The organism is Gordonia sp. SCSIO 19800 (assembly GCF_018132775.1).
GTDB lineage: Bacteria > Actinomycetota > Actinomycetes > Mycobacteriales > Mycobacteriaceae > Gordonia > Gordonia hongkongensis.
In genome coordinates this window covers 192,630-208,356 of the sequence record NZ_JAGRQM010000004.1, presented here as the reverse complement: position 1 = coordinate 208,356, position 15,727 = coordinate 192,630, and the positions used below count along the sequence as shown (strand labels likewise).

At 68.7% G+C, this 15,727-nt stretch carries 15 protein-coding genes; 10 read left to right on the top strand and 5 right to left on the bottom strand.

All coding sequences use genetic code 11. The features are described 5' to 3' along the window. Positions 1–339 precede the first annotated feature (339 nt). The 6 genes from leuA to KB201_RS06715 all read left to right on the top strand — a co-directional run bounded on the left by leuA (position 340) and on the right by KB201_RS06715 (position 7,009). The gene (leuA, locus tag KB201_RS06740; protein ID WP_068972287.1) at positions 340–2,190 is read left to right on the top strand and encodes a 2-isopropylmalate synthase; all 1,851 of its coding nucleotides are present in this window, start codon (positions 340–342) and stop codon (positions 2,188–2,190) included. A 104-nt stretch (positions 2,191–2,294) separates the two neighbouring features. Next, entirely contained in the window at positions 2,295–3,314 is a 1,020-nt protein-coding gene (locus KB201_RS06735) for an LLM class flavin-dependent oxidoreductase (RefSeq protein WP_068972282.1), read from the top strand. Between the two features lie 137 nt (positions 3,315–3,451). After that, complete coding sequence (locus tag KB201_RS06730) at positions 3,452–3,772, top strand: putative quinol monooxygenase (protein WP_078111796.1); 321 nt, start codon at positions 3,452–3,454, stop codon at positions 3,770–3,772. 176 nt (positions 3,773–3,948) lie between these two features. Next, entirely contained in the window at positions 3,949–5,142 is a 1,194-nt protein-coding gene (locus KB201_RS06725) for an acetyl-CoA C-acyltransferase (protein WP_078111797.1), read from the top strand. Beyond that, positions 5,135–5,806: a TetR/AcrR family transcriptional regulator gene (locus KB201_RS06720; protein WP_058251056.1), complete on the top strand. Its 672-nt coding sequence runs from the start codon at positions 5,135–5,137 to the stop codon at positions 5,804–5,806. The genes KB201_RS06725 and KB201_RS06720 overlap by 8 nt, the downstream gene beginning before the upstream one ends. A gap of 51 nt (positions 5,807–5,857) precedes the next feature. Continuing rightward, positions 5,858–7,009 carry an acyl-CoA dehydrogenase family protein gene (locus KB201_RS06715; RefSeq protein ID WP_058251055.1) on the top strand — a complete coding sequence of 384 codons (1,152 nt, stop codon included), beginning with the start codon at positions 5,858–5,860 and terminating at the stop codon, positions 7,007–7,009. A gap of 80 nt (positions 7,010–7,089) precedes the next feature. Here the strand turns inward: KB201_RS06715 and KB201_RS06710 are convergent, their stop codons facing one another. Next, positions 7,090–7,971, bottom strand: coding sequence for a LysR family transcriptional regulator (locus KB201_RS06710; protein ID WP_078111798.1), 882 nt, complete (start codon positions 7,969–7,971; stop codon positions 7,090–7,092). 103 nt (positions 7,972–8,074) lie between these two features. Here KB201_RS06710 and trxA point away from each other — a divergent pair, with 103 nt between their 5' ends. Together trxA and KB201_RS06700 are read left to right on the top strand one after the other, a co-directional pair. Continuing rightward, positions 8,075–8,437 (top strand): thioredoxin, encoded by a 363-nt coding sequence (gene trxA / locus KB201_RS06705; RefSeq protein WP_078111799.1) that lies wholly within the window; start codon positions 8,075–8,077, stop codon positions 8,435–8,437. Positions 8,438–8,520: 83 nt separating this feature from the next. Continuing rightward, the gene (locus KB201_RS06700) at positions 8,521–9,513 is read left to right on the top strand and encodes an EamA family transporter (RefSeq protein ID WP_058251052.1); all 993 of its coding nucleotides are present in this window, start codon (positions 8,521–8,523) and stop codon (positions 9,511–9,513) included. On the opposite strand, the gene KB201_RS06695 is transcribed toward KB201_RS06700, so the two are convergent. Continuing rightward, positions 9,502–10,584 (bottom strand): alpha/beta hydrolase, encoded by a 1,083-nt coding sequence (locus tag KB201_RS06695; RefSeq protein WP_211538693.1) that lies wholly within the window; start codon positions 10,582–10,584, stop codon positions 9,502–9,504. The genes KB201_RS06700 and KB201_RS06695 overlap by 12 nt on opposite strands. A gap of 75 nt (positions 10,585–10,659) precedes the next feature. Here KB201_RS06695 and KB201_RS06690 point away from each other — a divergent pair, with 75 nt between their 5' ends. Both KB201_RS06690 and KB201_RS06685 read left to right on the top strand, forming a co-directional pair. Continuing rightward, positions 10,660–11,961, top strand: coding sequence for a MurT ligase domain-containing protein (locus KB201_RS06690; RefSeq protein ID WP_078111802.1), 1,302 nt, complete (start codon positions 10,660–10,662; stop codon positions 11,959–11,961). Beyond that, positions 11,958–12,680, top strand: a complete 723-nt coding sequence (locus KB201_RS06685) for a type 1 glutamine amidotransferase (RefSeq protein WP_058251049.1) — start codon at positions 11,958–11,960, stop codon at positions 12,678–12,680. Before KB201_RS06690 ends, KB201_RS06685 begins: the two co-directional genes overlap by 4 nt. Before the next feature lie 35 nt (positions 12,681–12,715). Here KB201_RS06685 and KB201_RS06680 read toward each other — a convergent pair whose 3' ends face one another. The 3 genes from KB201_RS06680 to KB201_RS06670 form a co-directional block, all read right to left on the bottom strand. Further along, a complete protein-coding gene (locus KB201_RS06680; protein ID WP_058251048.1) occupies positions 12,716–13,438 on the bottom strand; it encodes a uracil-DNA glycosylase in 723 nt (240 codons plus the stop codon). A gap of 84 nt (positions 13,439–13,522) precedes the next feature. After that, complete coding sequence (locus tag KB201_RS06675; protein ID WP_091344307.1) at positions 13,523–14,065, bottom strand: (d)CMP kinase; 543 nt, start codon at positions 14,063–14,065, stop codon at positions 13,523–13,525. Between the two features lie 14 nt (positions 14,066–14,079). After that, entirely contained in the window at positions 14,080–15,711 is a 1,632-nt protein-coding gene (locus tag KB201_RS06670; RefSeq protein WP_078111803.1) for an alpha/beta fold hydrolase, read from the bottom strand. Between the last annotated feature and the right edge of the window lie 16 nt (positions 15,712–15,727).

Genomic DNA, 15,727 nt, shown 5'->3' with positions numbered 1-15,727 from the left:
CAGACGGCCGCGTCGGGGTGGCGGCTCGAGATCCCGGGCATCATCGGTCCGGGTGGCCCCGTCCGCCGCTCGGATGATTTGGGTCACTCCGGCTGCGCGGTGAGAGGCATGTCATAGTCTGGAGCTCGTGCCGGTGAGGCGGCACCCCCCGAAGAGGGGGACGTCATGACCCGGCCTCACCTGCAGCTTTGGCCACCTCGTCGCCGGGGAGTACAGTCAAGCGCATGCAGCGCGCACTCCTCCTCGGTTGCCGCGGCGGGGTCTGAACCGACCGGCCCTCCGTCGCGGGGCCTCATCACGCGCCGGTCACTTTCCTTCCACACACGGAGAATGACCACCATGGCACCAGCAGACAGCTTCACTTCCGGCGCCAGCCGAATCGTCGAGCCGGCGGGCCCGATTCCCGCCGGACAACCCTCATGGAACCCGCAACGCAGCTCCGCGATGCCGGTTCATCGTTATCGCCAGTTCGCCGACGAGGTCGAGAAGGTGGCGGTTCCCGACCGCACCTGGCCCGACAAGGTCATCACCACCGCCCCGATGTGGTGCGCGGTCGACCTCCGCGACGGCAACCAGGCACTCATCGACCCCATGAGCCCGGCCCGGAAGCGCCGCATGTTCGACCTCCTCGTACGGATGGGCTACAAGGAGATCGAGGTCGGCTTCCCGTCGGCCAGCCAGACCGATTACGACTTCGTCCGCGAGATCATCGAAGACGGCGCCATCCCTGACGACGTCACGATCCAGGTGCTGACCCAGTGCCGTGAGGAATTGATCGAGCGCACCTTCGACGCCTGCCGCGGGGCGGCCAACGTGATCGTCCATTTCTACAACTCGACGTCGGTCCTGCAGCGTCGCGTCGTGTTCCGCGCGGACAAGGCGGCGATCACCAAGATCGCGACCGACGCCGCACACAAGGTCCTCGAGGTACAGCAGAACTACCCGGACACCAACTGGCGGTACGAGTACTCGCCGGAGTCCTACACGGGCACCGAGCTGAGCTTCGCCAAGGAGGTGTGCGACGCGGTCACCGAGATCATCGCCCCCACCCCGGAGCGCCCGATGATCCTCAACCTGCCGGCCACCGTCGAGATGGCCACTCCCAACGTCTACGCCGACTCGATCGAGTGGATGCACCGCAATCTCGCCCGGCGCGACTCGGTCATCCTGAGCCTGCACCCCCACAACGACCGCGGAACCGCCGTCGCCGCAGCCGAACTGGGCTACCAGGCGGGCGCCGACCGCATCGAGGGATGCCTGTTCGGCAACGGCGAGCGCACCGGCAACGTCTGTCTGGTCACCCTCGGCATGAACATGTTCAGCCGCGGCGTCGACCCGCAGATCAGCTTCTCCGACATCGACGAGATCCGCCGGACGGTCGAGTACTGCAACCAGCTCAACGTCCCCGAGCGTCATCCCTACGGCGGCGACCTGGTCTACACCGCGTTCTCGGGTAGCCACCAGGACGCGATCAACAAGGGCCTCGACCAGATGAAGGTCGACGCGGACAACGCCGACTCCGACGTCGACGACATCACCTGGGCCGTCCCGTATCTGCCGATCGACCCCAAGGACGTCGGCCGCAACTACGAAGCGGTCATCCGCGTCAACAGCCAGTCCGGCAAGGGCGGCGTCGCGTACATCATGAAGGCCGACCACGGCATGAACCTGCCGCGTCGTCTGCAGATCGAGTTCAGCCGGGAGATCCAGAAGATCACCGACGGCGAGGGCGGCGAGGTCAATCCCAAGGAGATGTGGGACGTCTTCGCGGAGAACTACCTGCACCCGATCTGGCCGCTCGAGCGCATCCGGCAGAAGGTGGACGCGGCCGAGGTCGACGGCGGCGACGACCACATCACCGCCGTGGTGAAGGTCGAGGGCAACGAGCGGGAGATCTCCGGCTCCGGCAACGGTCCGCTGGCGGCTTTCGTCGACGCGCTCGGCGCCGTCGGCTACGAGGTCCGGGTCCTCGACTACAGCGAGCACGCGCTGACCGCCGGCGGCGACGCCAGCGCCGCGGCGTACGTCGAGACCGAGGTCAACGGCGAGACGGTCTGGGGTGTCGGCATCGCGTCGTCGATCACCACCGCCAGCCTGCGTGCAGTCGTCTCGGCGGTGAACCGCGCTTACCGGGTCACCTCGGTTCCGGTCGCCGACGGCGAGGCCGCCCCGGGCACCTGGGCGCCCTGACCCTCCCCCTTCGAAGACCCGATTCCGTCCCGTCGATCGCGCCGATCGGCGGGACGGAATCGTTCTGACGGGAACAAAACGGACCAGAGTTTCATTTAGAGGGCATGAAGAACATCGGTTTCCTGTCGTTCGGTCACTGGTCGGACGCCCACGGGTCCCAGGTGCGGTCCGGCGCGGACACGCTGCTGCAGTCCATCGACCTCGCGGTGGCCGCCGAGGAGCTCGGCGCCGACGGTGCGTACTTCCGCGTCCATCACTTCGCACGGCAACTCGCATCGCCGTTCCCGTTGCTCGCGGCGATCGGCGCGAAGACCAGTCACATCGAGATCGGCACCGGGGTCATCGACATGCGCTACGAGAACCCGCTGTACATGGCCGAGGACGCCGGCGCCGCAGATCTCATCTCCGGCGGTCGGCTGCAGCTCGGGATCAGTCGTGGGTCCCCCGAGCAGGTCATCGACGGCTACAAGTACTTCGGCTACGTACCGCCCGAGGGGTCGACCGATGCGGACATGGCGCGACAGCACACCGAGGTGTTCCTGAAGGTCATCGAGGGCGGCGGCTTCGCCACGCCGAATCCCCGTCCGATGTTCCCCAACCCGCCGGGACTCCTGCCCATCGAGCCGCAGTCCCCCGGCCTGCGGGACCGCATCTGGTGGGGCGCCGGGACCCGGGCGACCGCGGAATGGACCGCCCAGCAGGGCATGAACCTGATGAGCTCGACGCTGTTGACCGAGGACACCGGGGTGCCGTTCCACCAGTTACAGGCCGAACAGATCCAGCGGTTCCGCAAGGCCTGGGCCGATGCCGGACACCCGCGTGAGCCACGAGTATCGGTGAGCCGCAGCATCTTCGCAATTGTCGACGACCGCGACCGCGCCTACTTCGGACGTGGTGGTGCTGAATCGGATCAGGTCGGTGTCATCGACAACAGTGTGGCCCGATTCGGACGCAGCTACGCCGACGAGCCGGACAAGCTCATCGAGCAGTTGCGTGAGGACGAGGCGATCGCCGCGGCCGACACACTGCTGCTGACGGTGCCGAACCAACTCGGGGTCGAGTACAACGCACACGTCCTCGAGTCGATCCTCACGCACGTCGCACCGGCTCTCGGCTGGCGCTGACCTCCGACGACCCGCGGTCCTGACGAAACCGCCACACCGGGTCGTCTCGCTGACCTAACGTCACCGGGGTGTCCGGCGTCCACGTGCCAGGCATGTCCCGAGTCCACGACCCGCTGGACGCGAATGGAGTTCCACGAATGTCCGAAGTCATCGTCGTCGCCACCATCTCCCCCAAACCCGGCGAGGAACAGGCCGTGCGGGAGGCCCTGCTCGCCGCGATCCCCGAAGTCCACGGCGAGCCGGGATGCGGGAAGTACGCGTTGCACGAGGCCATCGGCGACTCGACCGACCTGGTGATGATCGAGCGCTGGGAATCCACGGAGGCCCTGGCGACGCACGGCTCCGCTCCGGCGCTCACCACGCTCGGCAAGGCGATCGGGGGCCTGCTTTCCGGACCGCTGGACGTCCGGACCTTCACCGCCGTTCCTGCAGGTCAGCCGGACAAAGGCACCATCTGACCCACCGCGACATCTGCCCCCACCCGACCTGTCGGGTGGGGGCTTCGCGCATTTCCGCGGCCAGTGTTGTTGATTCCCCTGCCGGGCGCGTGCTAGACCGGTATAACGATCGTTAGATACAGTACGCCGCGCGAAGCGGTGCGCTGCGCCGTGACCCGCTCCCGAGAGGAACCCACATGCCCGAAGCCGTCATCGTCGACGTCGTCCGCCTCGCGTCTGGAAAGGGCAAGCCCGGTGGCGCGCTGTCGGAGACCAAGCCCGTCGAGCTCCTCGCACAGGTGCTGCGCTCCCTGGTCGAGCGCAACGACCTCGATCCGGCACTCGTCGACGACGTGATCGGCGGCTGCGTCGGTCAGGCCGGCGAGCAGGCCCTGAACATCTCGCGGACCGCGCTGCTGTCCGCCGGCTTCCCCGAATCCGTACCCGCCACCACCGTCGACCGGCAGTGCGGATCGAGCCAGCAGGCCGCCCACTTCGCCGCGCAGGGCATCATCGCCGGCGCCTACGACGTGGTGATCGCCGCCGGCGTGGAATCGATGAGTCGCGTCCCGATGGGCTTCACCACCGCCGGGCGCAGCCCCTACGGCCCGAGCATCGAAGCACGGTACCCGGATGGACTTGTCGGACAGGGCATCTCCGCTGAACTGGTCGCCGCCAAGTGGAAGTTCGACCGCGACACGCTCGACGCCTTCGCCGCGCAGTCCCACCAGCGTGCCGCCGCGGCGGCGGGCGAGGGCTTCTTCGATCGCGAGATCCTGCCCATCGACGTCGCTGACGCCGACGGCAAGACGTTCACGCACAAGACCGACGAGACGGTGCGCGCGACCACCACTCCCGAGGGCTTGTCGGGCCTGAAGCCGTCGTTCTACAGCGAGGACTTCGCGGCTCGCTTCCCGGAGATCAACTGGCACATCACCCCCGGTAACTCGTCGCCGCTGACCGACGGCGCGTCGGGCGCACTGATCATGAGCGACGTCATGGCCTCGAAGCTGGGCCTGACCCCCCGCGCACGGTTCCACTCGTTCTCGGTCGCCGGCGACGATCCGATCTTCATGCTGACCGCTCCCATCCCGGCCACGCACAAGATCCTCGCGCGCTCGGGACTGTCCATCGACGACATCGACGCCTACGAGGTCAACGAAGCCTTCGCCTCCGTGCCCCTGGCCTGGGCCCACGAGTTCGGCGCCGACCCGGCCAAGCTGAACCCGCGGGGCGGCGCGATCGCGCTGGGCCACGCGCTCGGATCGTCGGGCACCCGCCTGCTGGGCACGCTCGTCAACCATCTCGAGGCGACCGGTGGCCGGTACGGCCTGCAGACCATGTGCGAGGGCGCGGGCATGGCCAACGCCACCATCATCGAACGTGTCTGAGCCGGCCCGGGCGGTTCCCGCCCGGAAATTCACGATCGAGACCGACGGTCTGGACTGGCGGCTGCGCGAACAGGTTCCGCTGCCGGCCACTCTCGTCGCGGCGAAACACGCGTTCTATGAACGCGGTTACCACGGCACCTCGATCCGCGACATCGCCTCGCGAGCGGGGGTGTCGCTGCCGACGCTGTACTACCACCACGACAACAAGCTGGGGATCCTGGTCGAACTGCTCGAGGCGGCGATGACCGCTGTGCTCGCGTGGGTGGGTGCGGCCATCGAGTCCGGACGGACGCCGAGCGAGCAGCTGTCCAACGCGATCGAGTCGATCGTCCTGCACATGACCAACGACGTCGAACTCGCCAGCGTGGCAAGCGAGTTCCGCCACCTCGACGTCGAGGATCCGCGACGGGAGACCTACGTCGCGATGCGGACCGAGACCGAGGAGCTGCTCGCCAGTGTCATCGAGCGTGGCGTCGAATCCGGTGAGTTCCACTTCGACGACGACGTGAAAGACGTGCTGCGCTACCTGTTCGGCGCATGCCAGGCGATCACCACCTGGTACCGCCCCTCGGGTGCCCGGACACCGGCCGAGGTCGCGGCGTCGTATGCGCTGCTCTCACTGCGCGTCGTCGGCGCGCGCGACGCCGACCAGAACGACAACTGACCGACCGACAACTCCTGAACGACGATCGAGTAGAGCAGAAAGGCAGAAGCCATGAAACGCACCATCTTCGAAGACGAGCACGAGGCCCTGCGGGAAACCGCGCGGCAGTTCCTGCAGCGCGAATGCGCCCCGTACACCGAGGAGTGGACGCGAGCCGGTCAGGTCGATCGCATCGCATTCAAGAAGGCCGGTGACGCAGGTCTTCTCGGATTCAACATCCCCGAGGAGTACGGCGGCGGCGGTGCCATGGACGACTTCCGGTTCAACGCCGTGGTGGTCGAGGAGTTCGCGAAGTTCGACGGCGCGGCACCCGGCCTCAGCCTGCAGAACGACGTCGTCGCACCGTACTTCGTGCACCTCGCCAACGACGAGCAGAAGAAGCGCTGGATGCCCGGGATCGCCACCGGCGAGACGATCCTCGCCGTCGCGATGACCGAGCCGGGCGCTGGCTCCGACCTGGCGGGCATCAAGACCTCGGCCAAGCTCGAGGGCGATCACTATGTCCTGAACGGCAACAAGACGTTCATCTCGTCGGGCATCAACTCCGACCTCGTGGTGGTGGTCTGCCGGACCAACCCCGATCCCGAGGCGGGCCACAAGGCGTTCTCGCTGCTCGTCGTCGAGCGCGGCATGGAGGGCTTCGAGCGCGGTCGCAAGCTCGACAAGATGGGCCTCAAGGCCCAGGACACCGCCGAGCTGCACTTCAACGACGTGCGCGTCCCGGTCGAGAACCTGCTCGGCCAGGAGGGCATGGGCTTCTACCACCTCATGCAGAACCTGCCGTCGGAGCGGCTGTCGATCGGCATCGGCGCCATCGCCGGTGCGCGTGCGATCTTCGACGAGACCCTGCAGTACACCAAGGATCGCAAGGCCTTCGGCCGTCCGATCGGCACCTTCCAGGCGAACCGCTTCAGCCTCGCCGAGATGGCGACCGAGCTCGACATCGCCGAGGTCTACATCGACCGCTGCCTGCAGGGCGTACTCGATGGTGAACTGAACGCCGTCGACGCCTCGAAGAACAAGTGGTGGTGTACCGAGCTCGCCAAGCGGGTCATCGACAGCTGCCTCCAGCTGCACGGCGGCTACGGCTACATGAACGAGTACCGGGTTGCCCGCGCCTACACCGACGCTCGTATCCAGACGATCTTCGGTGGCACCACCGAGATCATGAAGGACATCGTCGGCAAGAGTCTCGGCGTCTGAGTTCTCGAAATCGTCGACAGCCCGAGGCACAAGCCCCGGGCTGTCGGCGTATCCGGGCCCGCTCAGGTGGCGTCGGGCCGTCAGCCCTGTTCGGCACCCACCGCACGCAGGTGATCGACGACCTGCTGCACGGCCGCCCGCGAACGCGGCCGGGCCAGCGCCTCGTAGACCCGTGCGGCGCGAACTCCTTTGAGCACCAGTCGTTTCACCTCCGGGTGCCGGACCGCGAAACGCGGCATCAGCGCGATGCCGTGGCCGTGGGCCACGAGCGCCTCGATGGTGGTGAAGTCCAGCATCCGCTGTGTCACCCGGGGCGCCACCCCGGTCGCCGCCGAGATCGATTGCAGCACATCGTCGACCGGGAAGCCGCCCTCGACGCTGATCCAGTCGTGATCGGCGAGTTCGGTGACCGCGACCTGGTCGCGCACGGCGAGTTCGCTGCCGGCGGCGACGATCACGTCGACGGGTTCACGCATCAGCTCAGTGACCCGGACCCGCGGGATGTTGATCGCCGGGGTCCGTTCGTCGCGGTGGGTGACCACGATGTCGTGGTCGGCGAGAGCCGGTGCCGCGTCGTGGTATCCGACGTCGAGATGGACCGCATGTACGTCGATGCCCGATGCGGTGGCCCGCTCCAGGACCGCCGGCAGCAGCAGGGTCGCACCGGACGGGAACATCGCCAGCCGGACACGCGCCTTGCCGGACCGGTACGACGACATCTCCTCCTGCGCCCGGTCCACCGCAGCGATCACGTCGTCGGCGCGCAGTACCAGGGCACGTCCCGCCTCCGTCAAGCGGATTCGGCGGCCGTCGGGTTCGAACAGCGCCACGCCCGCCTCGTCGGCCAGGACCTTCAGCTGCTGCGACACCGCCGACGGGGTCATGTGCATCGCGTCGGCGACGGCGCCGATCGATTCCCGATCGGCGAACTCCCGCAGCAGACGCAGACGCCGGACCTCCATGCGACAACGGTACTCAGCCCGGCATCACCGGCCGGCGGTGCCATGGGCCACCGCATTTCGGCCGGTCAGGAATGTCCGGGCCGTTCATACGGTTGTTGGGGGCATGGCATCCCAAGACATCACCCTGGAAACCTTCGAGGACACCATCGCCTCGGACGGCATCGTCCTGCTCGACTTCTGGGCCGGCTGGTGCGGTCCGTGCCGCCAGTTCGCGCCGGTCTTCGAGAAGGCATCCGAAGCACACTCCGACATCGTGTTCGGCAAGATCGACACCGAGGCCGAGCAGCAGCTCGCCGGCAGCCTCGGCATCCGCTCCATCCCCACCCTCATGGCTTTCCGTGACGGCATCCTGCTGTTCAATCAGCCCGGCGCGCTGCCCGCGGCGCAACTCGAGGAACTGATCGGTGCCGTCGAAGGTCTCGACATGGACGAGGTGCGCGCGAAGGTCGCCGCCGCGCAGGAGTGAGGCGCAGAATATTCAGTAAAACTGAATGGTCAATCCGTCTAAATTAGATTGTTCTTCACTTCGACAGCGTTGACCATGGGGCCATGTCCACTCGTGATCGCCTTCTCGCGTTGTTCGTCGTCCTGCTCTGGGGACTGAACTTCATCGCGATCCGAGTCGGGCTGGACCACTTCCCGCCGTTTTTCCTCGCCGCGATGCGATTCGCGGTGATGGCGATACCGGTCATGTTGTTCGTGCGGTTCCCGAAGGTGCGCCTGAAGTGGTTCCTGCTGTACGTCGCCGGCTTCGGCAGCGTGCAGTTCATCATGCTGTTCCTGGCCATGGATCTGGGCATGCCGACCGGGCTCGCCTCGCTGGTCCTCCAGACCTCGGCGCCCTTCACGGTCATGCTCGGCGTGCTGTTCCTCCGCGAACGGATGACGACCGGACAGATCCTCGGCCTGGCGGTCGCGGTCCTCGGCATGGCGGTCATCGCGATCGACCGGATGCGCGGCAGCGACCTCGGCGTGGCCGCTCTGCTCCCGATCGGTCTCACCGTGCTCGGTGGTCTGAGCTGGGCAGCGGGCAACATCGGGGGCAGACTCGCCCGTCCCGACGACTCCTTGCGGATGACGTTGTGGATGGCCGTCGTCGCCACTCCGCCGCTGTATGCGGTGAGCTTGATCGTCGAGGGACCCTCCGCCGGCTTCGACGCGCTCGCCACGCTCGGTACCGAGAGTGGACTCCGTGCCCTGGGTGGCCTCGCCTACCTCGCGATCTTCGGCACCGTCATCGGTGCGGGTCTGTGGACCACGCTGCTGGGACGCAACGACGCAAGCCGGGTGTCGCCCATGTCGCTGCTCGTGCCCGTGGTTGGGATCTCGGCAGCATTCTTCGTTCTCGGCGAAGTCCCCAGCGTCGGGGAGATCGTCGGTGCGGTCATTGTCGTCGCGGGGTGCGCTGCCGGGGTGATGGCCCGGCCGCGAACCCGTAGGCGCCCGACCGTTCCAAGTGCCACCCCGGCGCCGGCCGATTCCGTGTCGGCGGTGACGGGCGCTCGGGAGGGCGCCGGAACACCGGTGCGCTCAGGCGGCTGAGCTGGACCCGGCCGGCGGAAGGGCCTCGCGCACCACCGCGCACAGACGGTCGACCGCGGCCCGGGCACCCGGACTGATCAAGGTCATGTTGACGAACCCGTGGATCATCGCGCCCTCTCGCCGGACCGTGACCGGCACGCCGGCCTCCTCGAGCCTGCGCGCGTACGCGAGGCCCTCGTCACGCAGCGGGTCGAAGCCGGCGACCATGACATGCGCGGGCGGGAGACCGCTGAGATCGTCGGCAAGCAGTGGCGAGCAGCGCGGGTCGCTCCGCTGCGCGGCGTCGGGCAGGTAGCGATCGGTGAACCAGTCGATGCCGTCGGCGGTGAGGAAGTACCCCGACGCGAACTCCCGGCGCGAGGGTGTGTCGGCGGCCTGGTCCGTCACCGGGTAGATGAGCAGCTGGAAAGCCGGGGTGACCGCTTCGCCACGGACCTCCCGGGCGACGACGGTCGCGAGATTTCCGCCCGCGCTGTCACCGGCGACGACGATCCGCGCCGGATCGAGACCCCACCGCGGCGCCACCTCGACAGCGAAGCGCCACGCCGCCACCGCGTCCTCGACGGCCGCGGGGAACGGGGCGTCGGGGGCCAACCGGTAGTCGACGGAGAGCACGTCGAGGCCGGTGCCATGTGCCAGACGCCGGACGAAGGTGTCGTGGCTGATCCGGCTGCCGGTGACGAAGCCGCCGCCGTGGAAGTAGACGAGCAGCCCGGCCGAGTCGGTGGTGGAGCGATACCGGGTGGCCGGGATCGGGCCGGCGGGTCCGTCGATGACGAGGTCCTCCTCCACCGCCATGGGCGGCAGCGCCTCGGCCATGGCGGCGCCGACCTCGTCGGTCTGCGCACGCGACTGCGCCACCTCGCCCTGGAAGGGATTCAGCCCGGGCACGTTGTCATTGGCCCAGCCGATCGCGGCAAGCTCGGGGGCGACCCGCTCACCGTCGGAGTTGACCGGTGCCCGTCGCCCCAGAACGGCCAACGCTCCGGCCGGGATTCGTGCGACGCCGAGCAACAGTCCGCGTTGCACTCGGGCGGGCAGGGACAGGCGCAGATGGGTGTCGCGACTCACAGCCGCCGAGCCTACGCGGCGTCGGCGCACGGCACGACCACTCCCGTCGGATCGGCCTGTGACACACTCGTGCGCATGCCCGACCGACTCTCTTCCGCCGGTTCTGCAACCCGTACGAACACCCGTGTTCCCGCCCGTACCGCCATCGCCCTGGGTGCTGCGGCCGCGGCCCGGTGGGCGTCGCGCACCGCGGGACGGGGCAAGGGGTCGATGATCGGCGGTCTGGTCGCCGCGAAGATCGACCCCCAGATCATGGGTCGGCTCGCCGCGGGCAAACGCACCGCGATCGTCACCGGCACCAACGGGAAGTCGACGACCACACGGATGACCGCGGCCGCGATGGCCGAACTCGGCGAGGTCGCCACCCAGGCCGACGGCGCCAACATGGACGCCGGCATCATCGCGACGCTGACCCTGAGCCGGACGGCGCCGTTCTGCGCGCTCGAGGTCGACGAACTGCACGTCCCGCACGTCAGCGACGCCGTCGACCCCGAGGTCCTCGTGATGCTCAACCTCTCCCGGGATCAGCTCGACCGAGTCGGGGAGATCAACATGATCGAGCGTCGGCTGCGTGAAGGCATCGCACGTCATCCCGAGACCACGGTGATCGCCAACTGCGACGACGTCCTGGTGACGTCGGCCGCCTTCGACGCCCCGGACGTGGTCTGGGTCGCCGCCGGCGCGAGCTGGGTCGGCGATTCCGTCAGCTGCCCCCGTACCGGCGAGCCCATCGTCCGTTCCGAGGAGGGGTGGCGGTCGACCGGCGACGACAACTTCCGCCGCCCCACCCCCGACTGGTGGTTCGACGACGAGAACATCTACGGCCCCGACGGTTTCAGCGCTCCCCTGGAGCTCGCGGTGCCGGGCAGGGCCAACCGCGGCAACGCGACCCAGGCGGTGGCCGCGGCCGTCGCGATGGGCGCCGACCCGCGCAACGCGGTGGCCGCCGTCGGCACCGTCGGCGAGGTCGCCGGCCGGTACGGCATCCACCAGGTCGGAAACCACTCCATCCGAACACTTCTCGCGAAGAACCCGGCCGGATGGCAGGAAGCGATGTCGATGATCGACCAGGACGCCGACGGGCTGGTGATCGCGGTCAACGGCCAGGTGCCCGACGGCGAGGACCTGTCCTGGTTGTGGGACGTGCGCTTCGAGGCATTCGAGACCATGCAGGTCGTCGCGGCCGGCGAGCGCGCCGCCGACCTGTCGGTCCGGCTGCTCTACGCGGGCGCCGAACACACCACCATCCCGGATCCCATGGCCGCCATCGCATCCTGCCCGCCGGGACGCGTCGAGGTCCTGGCGAACTACACGGCGTTCCGCGATCTCGGCACCGCCCTGGAACGCGCAGCACGATCACGGAAGGCGGAGCAGTGAGCGAATCGACCCTGCGGATCGGCCTCGTCCTGCCCGACGTCATGGGTACCTACGGGGACGGTGGGAACGCCCTCGTCCTGAAGCGCCGCGCACTGATGCGTGGCATCGACGCCGAGGTCATCCACATCACCCTCGACGATCCGGTCCCCGACTCGCTCGACGTCTACACCCTCGGTGGCGCCGAGGATTACGCGCAGCGGCTCGCCACCCGGCACCTGACGCGCTACCCGGGTCTGCAGCAGGCGGCGGCGGCCGGACGGCCGGTGCTGGCCATCTGCGCCGCCATCCAGGTGCTCGGCCACTGGTACGAGACATCGGCGGGCGAACGCGTCGACGGCATCTCCCTGTTCGATCTCACGACGGCGCCCCAGGCGGAGCGGAGTATCGGCGAATTGCTCGTCGATCCGACCCTCCCAGGACTGTCACAGTCCCTCACCGGTTTCGAGAACCACCGCGGCGGAACGACTCTCGGGTCCGACGCGGCCCCACTGGGTCGGGTACGGCACGGCGTGGGCAACGGCGTCGGCGACGGCACCGAGGGCGTCGTCCAGGGCAGCGTCATCGGCACCTACATGCACGGTCCGGCACTGGCCCGCAACCCCGAACTCGCCGATCACCTCCTGGCCACCGCGCTCGGCGTCGAATCCCTTGCCCCGCTTGACCTCCCCGAGGTAGACCGGCTCCGCCGGGAACGCCTCGCCGCGGGACGGCGTCGGTAACGTCGACGACGGCCTTCCGCTGACCGAGGGCTCCCTCAAGCACTCTCGATCCCCGCCGACCGCGCCGCCGCGGTGAGTACGTCGACGACCATCTCCACAGTGAGCCGTCCGGTGAAGGTGTTCTGCTGGCTCACGTGGTAGCAGCCGAAGACCTCGAGTTCGGCACCGTCGCGGACGAGGGTGGTGGAGACACCGTGACCGAACTTCGGCATCGGCTTCGGGACCGTCCAGCCGAGCCTCGCGAAGGTACGAAGCGTTGACTGCCAACCGAATCCACCGAGTGTCATCACGGAACGGACCGTCGGCGCGAGCAACTCGAGTTCGGCGTGCAGCCAGTACGAACAGGTGTCGCGCTCTTCGACCGTCGGCTTGTTCTGCGGTGGTGCGCAGTGGACCGGTGCGGTGATCCGCGTGTCGAACAGCTCCAACCCGTCGCCGATCGCGACCGAGAGCGGCTGGCTCGCAAGGCCGGCGCGATACAGCGCCGAGAACAGGACATCGCCGCTTCTGTCACCCGTGAACATGCGCCCGGTCCGATTCCCACCGTGCGCCGCGGGGGCGAGGCCGACGATCAGCAGTCGCGCATCCGCCGGACCGATACCGGCCACCGGCCTCCCCCAGTACTCCTCGTCGGCGTACGCGCGTCGCTTCTCCTGCGCGACCAACTCCCGCCATTCGACGAGGCGCGGGCATGCACGGCACTCGATCAGCTGCGCGTCGAGCTCCGCCAGATCACGGAAGCGTCGTCGGGTGGCCATCCCTCGACACTAACCGCGGCGTCCGCTCGGCATCCCGGTCGGCCGACGGGACCGTCAGTCCGAGACCCCTCAGTCCAAGCCGGCTCAGTCCAGTACGACGCACCGTTCTCGCGTGCGATCCACGCCGAACCAGCCGCGCTCGAACTCCTGCCACGCCTGAAGATGACCTCGCGCGTCCTCGCCGTCGCGGGCGACCGTCCGCTCGAGCCGTTCGCTCGGGGTCCCGCCGTCGAGCCACAGCGCGTGGGACAGGCGGCCGGCGATCCGGCGCCGCGCCGACGACACCCCTTCGATGATCAGGAGCGGCTGCCACTCGATCCACACGCGGGGCCCGGGGGCCGGGACGCCGTCCTGCCACACGCGGGGCCGGTACCGGTAGTCGCGTCGTCGGGTGAAGGGGTGCAGCACATCGGTTTCCAGCTCCGGCCACCACGCAACCGGATCGTCCCACGTCGCGAAGTCGTCGGTGCGGACCAGGGTCACCCCGACTCCCCGAGCGCGCAGGTCCGCGACCAGGAGATCGGCGATCGTCGACTTGCCCGCTCCGGACGGTCCGTCGATCGCGACGATCCCGGCGTCGAGGCGAGCGGCCAGTTCGGTCACACGGGCGCGGGTCTGCGGGCTCACCAGATCAGGGTGGGTCACCGACCGGCCGCCCCGGACGCGAACGCCGAGGGCAACCGGGTGAGCGGAGCCGTGATCGGGGCTTCGGGGACGCGCTGCACCGAGGTCCGGCCGGTGCGGAAGTACTCGACGATGGCGTCGTCGAGTGGCTTGTTGGCGCGACCGAGCTGCGCGTGGTCGCCACCACCGACGGTGATGAGGTGGCTGCGCATGAGTTCACGCATCTTCAGCGACCCGCGATACGGGGTCTGCGGGTCGCCGACGCTCTGGATCTGCAGGGGCGCCACCGCCAGCCCGCGGTTGCGGATCTCGACCGGCCGCGCAAGCGCCGGCGCTCCGGCACACGCGAGGCCGGACTCGTAGGCGAGACCAGGCGCTTCGAACGGATCCCCGGTCACGTAGTTCGCGACGAACGCCTGGAAGCCGAGCGACGGCTGCGCGGGGACCTGGTTCTCGTTGCACAGGACCGCGGCCTGCATGTCCTGCGAGACCTGGGCGGCCTCGAGCGCGGCGGGGCCCGGGGTGGGCAGCTTCCGGCCGGGGGTCGCGGTCATCAGCGCCACCGTCGGCCAGGAGTTGCGATCAGGAGCGAGCGCGCGGGTGAGCACCAGTAGCTGCGACGTCAGCTGTAGCGACCCGGGCCGGAGCAAGGTGAACACCAGGTTCTCGAACCTGGCACGCGCGTCGGCGGTCAGATCGGTTCCCGCGATGTACTGCTGCGCGACCGCCCGCAGGCCCGGCGGCACGTCCCCGACCTGCGCGGGAGGTGCCAGCAGCGATGGCGGCACACCGGCCTCGGCACTGACCCGGTCGCTCCACTTCCGGTACACGGCGAGTGGCGTCGTGCCGAGATGGTAGATCCGGTCGTGGCGCGCGATCCACGCCATCATCTCGTGCACCCGCGCCTTGTAGCCGGGTGTCTGCACGGAGAGAAGGCTGTTCCACACCACGCCCGGGTCGAAACCGGAGTCGAGGACCATCCGGTCGACGCGCTGCGGGAACAGTGTCGCGTACGTCGACATCAGCAGGGTGCCGTACGAGATGCCGTAGAGGCTGACCTTCGGTTCGCCGAGCAGCCGCCGGACGACCTCCATGTCACGGGCGGTGTTCTCGGTGGTGAGCGTCGCCCCGAGGCCCGGCGTACGCGCCTCGCAGCGATCGCGATTCAGCTTGCCCAGCGCCGTCATCAGTTCGGGCTCGTCGCCGGTGATCGGATCGCAGCGCAGCGGTGTGCCCGACACCAGACCACGCGGCTGCACGGCCACCAGATCCCATTCGTCGAGCATGGCCGCCGGCGGGCGCAGCTGACTGAACATCGCGATGCCGTCGCCGCCCGGGCCGCCCGGGTTGCCCATCACGACACCGCGACGCCGGGATTGGTCGCGCGCCTGCATACGGCTCACGCCGATCTCGATGGTCTCGCCGTTCGGCTCGGAGTGGTCGAGCGGAACTTCGACCGTCGCGCACCGGACCGTCGCCGGTACGCCGTGCACCGCGGGGCATGCCTGCCAATCGAGCGCCGGCGCAGCGGATGCTTCGGGCGGCTGCACGCCTTGTACGGCACCCACCAGGCCGCCCGCGACCACCACCGTCAGGCCTGCTGCAACACCCCGGACACGACGACGCCACCCACTACGCGAGATCACCACATGACCCTAGCCGTCC

What these genes read in the sequence shown, in the direction of transcription:
- leuA (WP_068972287.1), top strand. Translation starts at nt 340, where the DNA reads ATGGCACCAGCAGACAGCTTCACTTCCGGCGCCAGCCGAATCGTCGAG.
- KB201_RS06735 (WP_068972282.1), top strand. Translation starts at nt 2,295, where the DNA reads ATGAAGAACATCGGTTTCCTGTCGTTCGGTCACTGGTCGGACGCCCAC.
- KB201_RS06730 (WP_078111796.1), top strand. Translation starts at nt 3,452, where the DNA reads ATGTCCGAAGTCATCGTCGTCGCCACCATCTCCCCCAAACCCGGCGAG.
- KB201_RS06725 (WP_078111797.1), top strand. Translation starts at nt 3,949, where the DNA reads ATGCCCGAAGCCGTCATCGTCGACGTCGTCCGCCTCGCGTCTGGAAAG.
- KB201_RS06715 (WP_058251055.1), top strand. Translation starts at nt 5,858, where the DNA reads ATGAAACGCACCATCTTCGAAGACGAGCACGAGGCCCTGCGGGAAACC.
- KB201_RS06710 (WP_078111798.1), bottom strand. Translation starts at nt 7,971, where the DNA reads ATGGAGGTCCGGCGTCTGCGTCTGCTGCGGGAGTTCGCCGATCGGGAA.
- trxA (WP_078111799.1), top strand. Translation starts at nt 8,075, where the DNA reads ATGGCATCCCAAGACATCACCCTGGAAACCTTCGAGGACACCATCGCC.
- KB201_RS06700 (WP_058251052.1), top strand. Translation starts at nt 8,521, where the DNA reads ATGTCCACTCGTGATCGCCTTCTCGCGTTGTTCGTCGTCCTGCTCTGG.
- KB201_RS06690 (WP_078111802.1), top strand. Translation starts at nt 10,660, where the DNA reads ATGCCCGACCGACTCTCTTCCGCCGGTTCTGCAACCCGTACGAACACC.
- KB201_RS06680 (WP_058251048.1), bottom strand. Translation starts at nt 13,438, where the DNA reads ATGGCCACCCGACGACGCTTCCGTGATCTGGCGGAGCTCGACGCGCAG.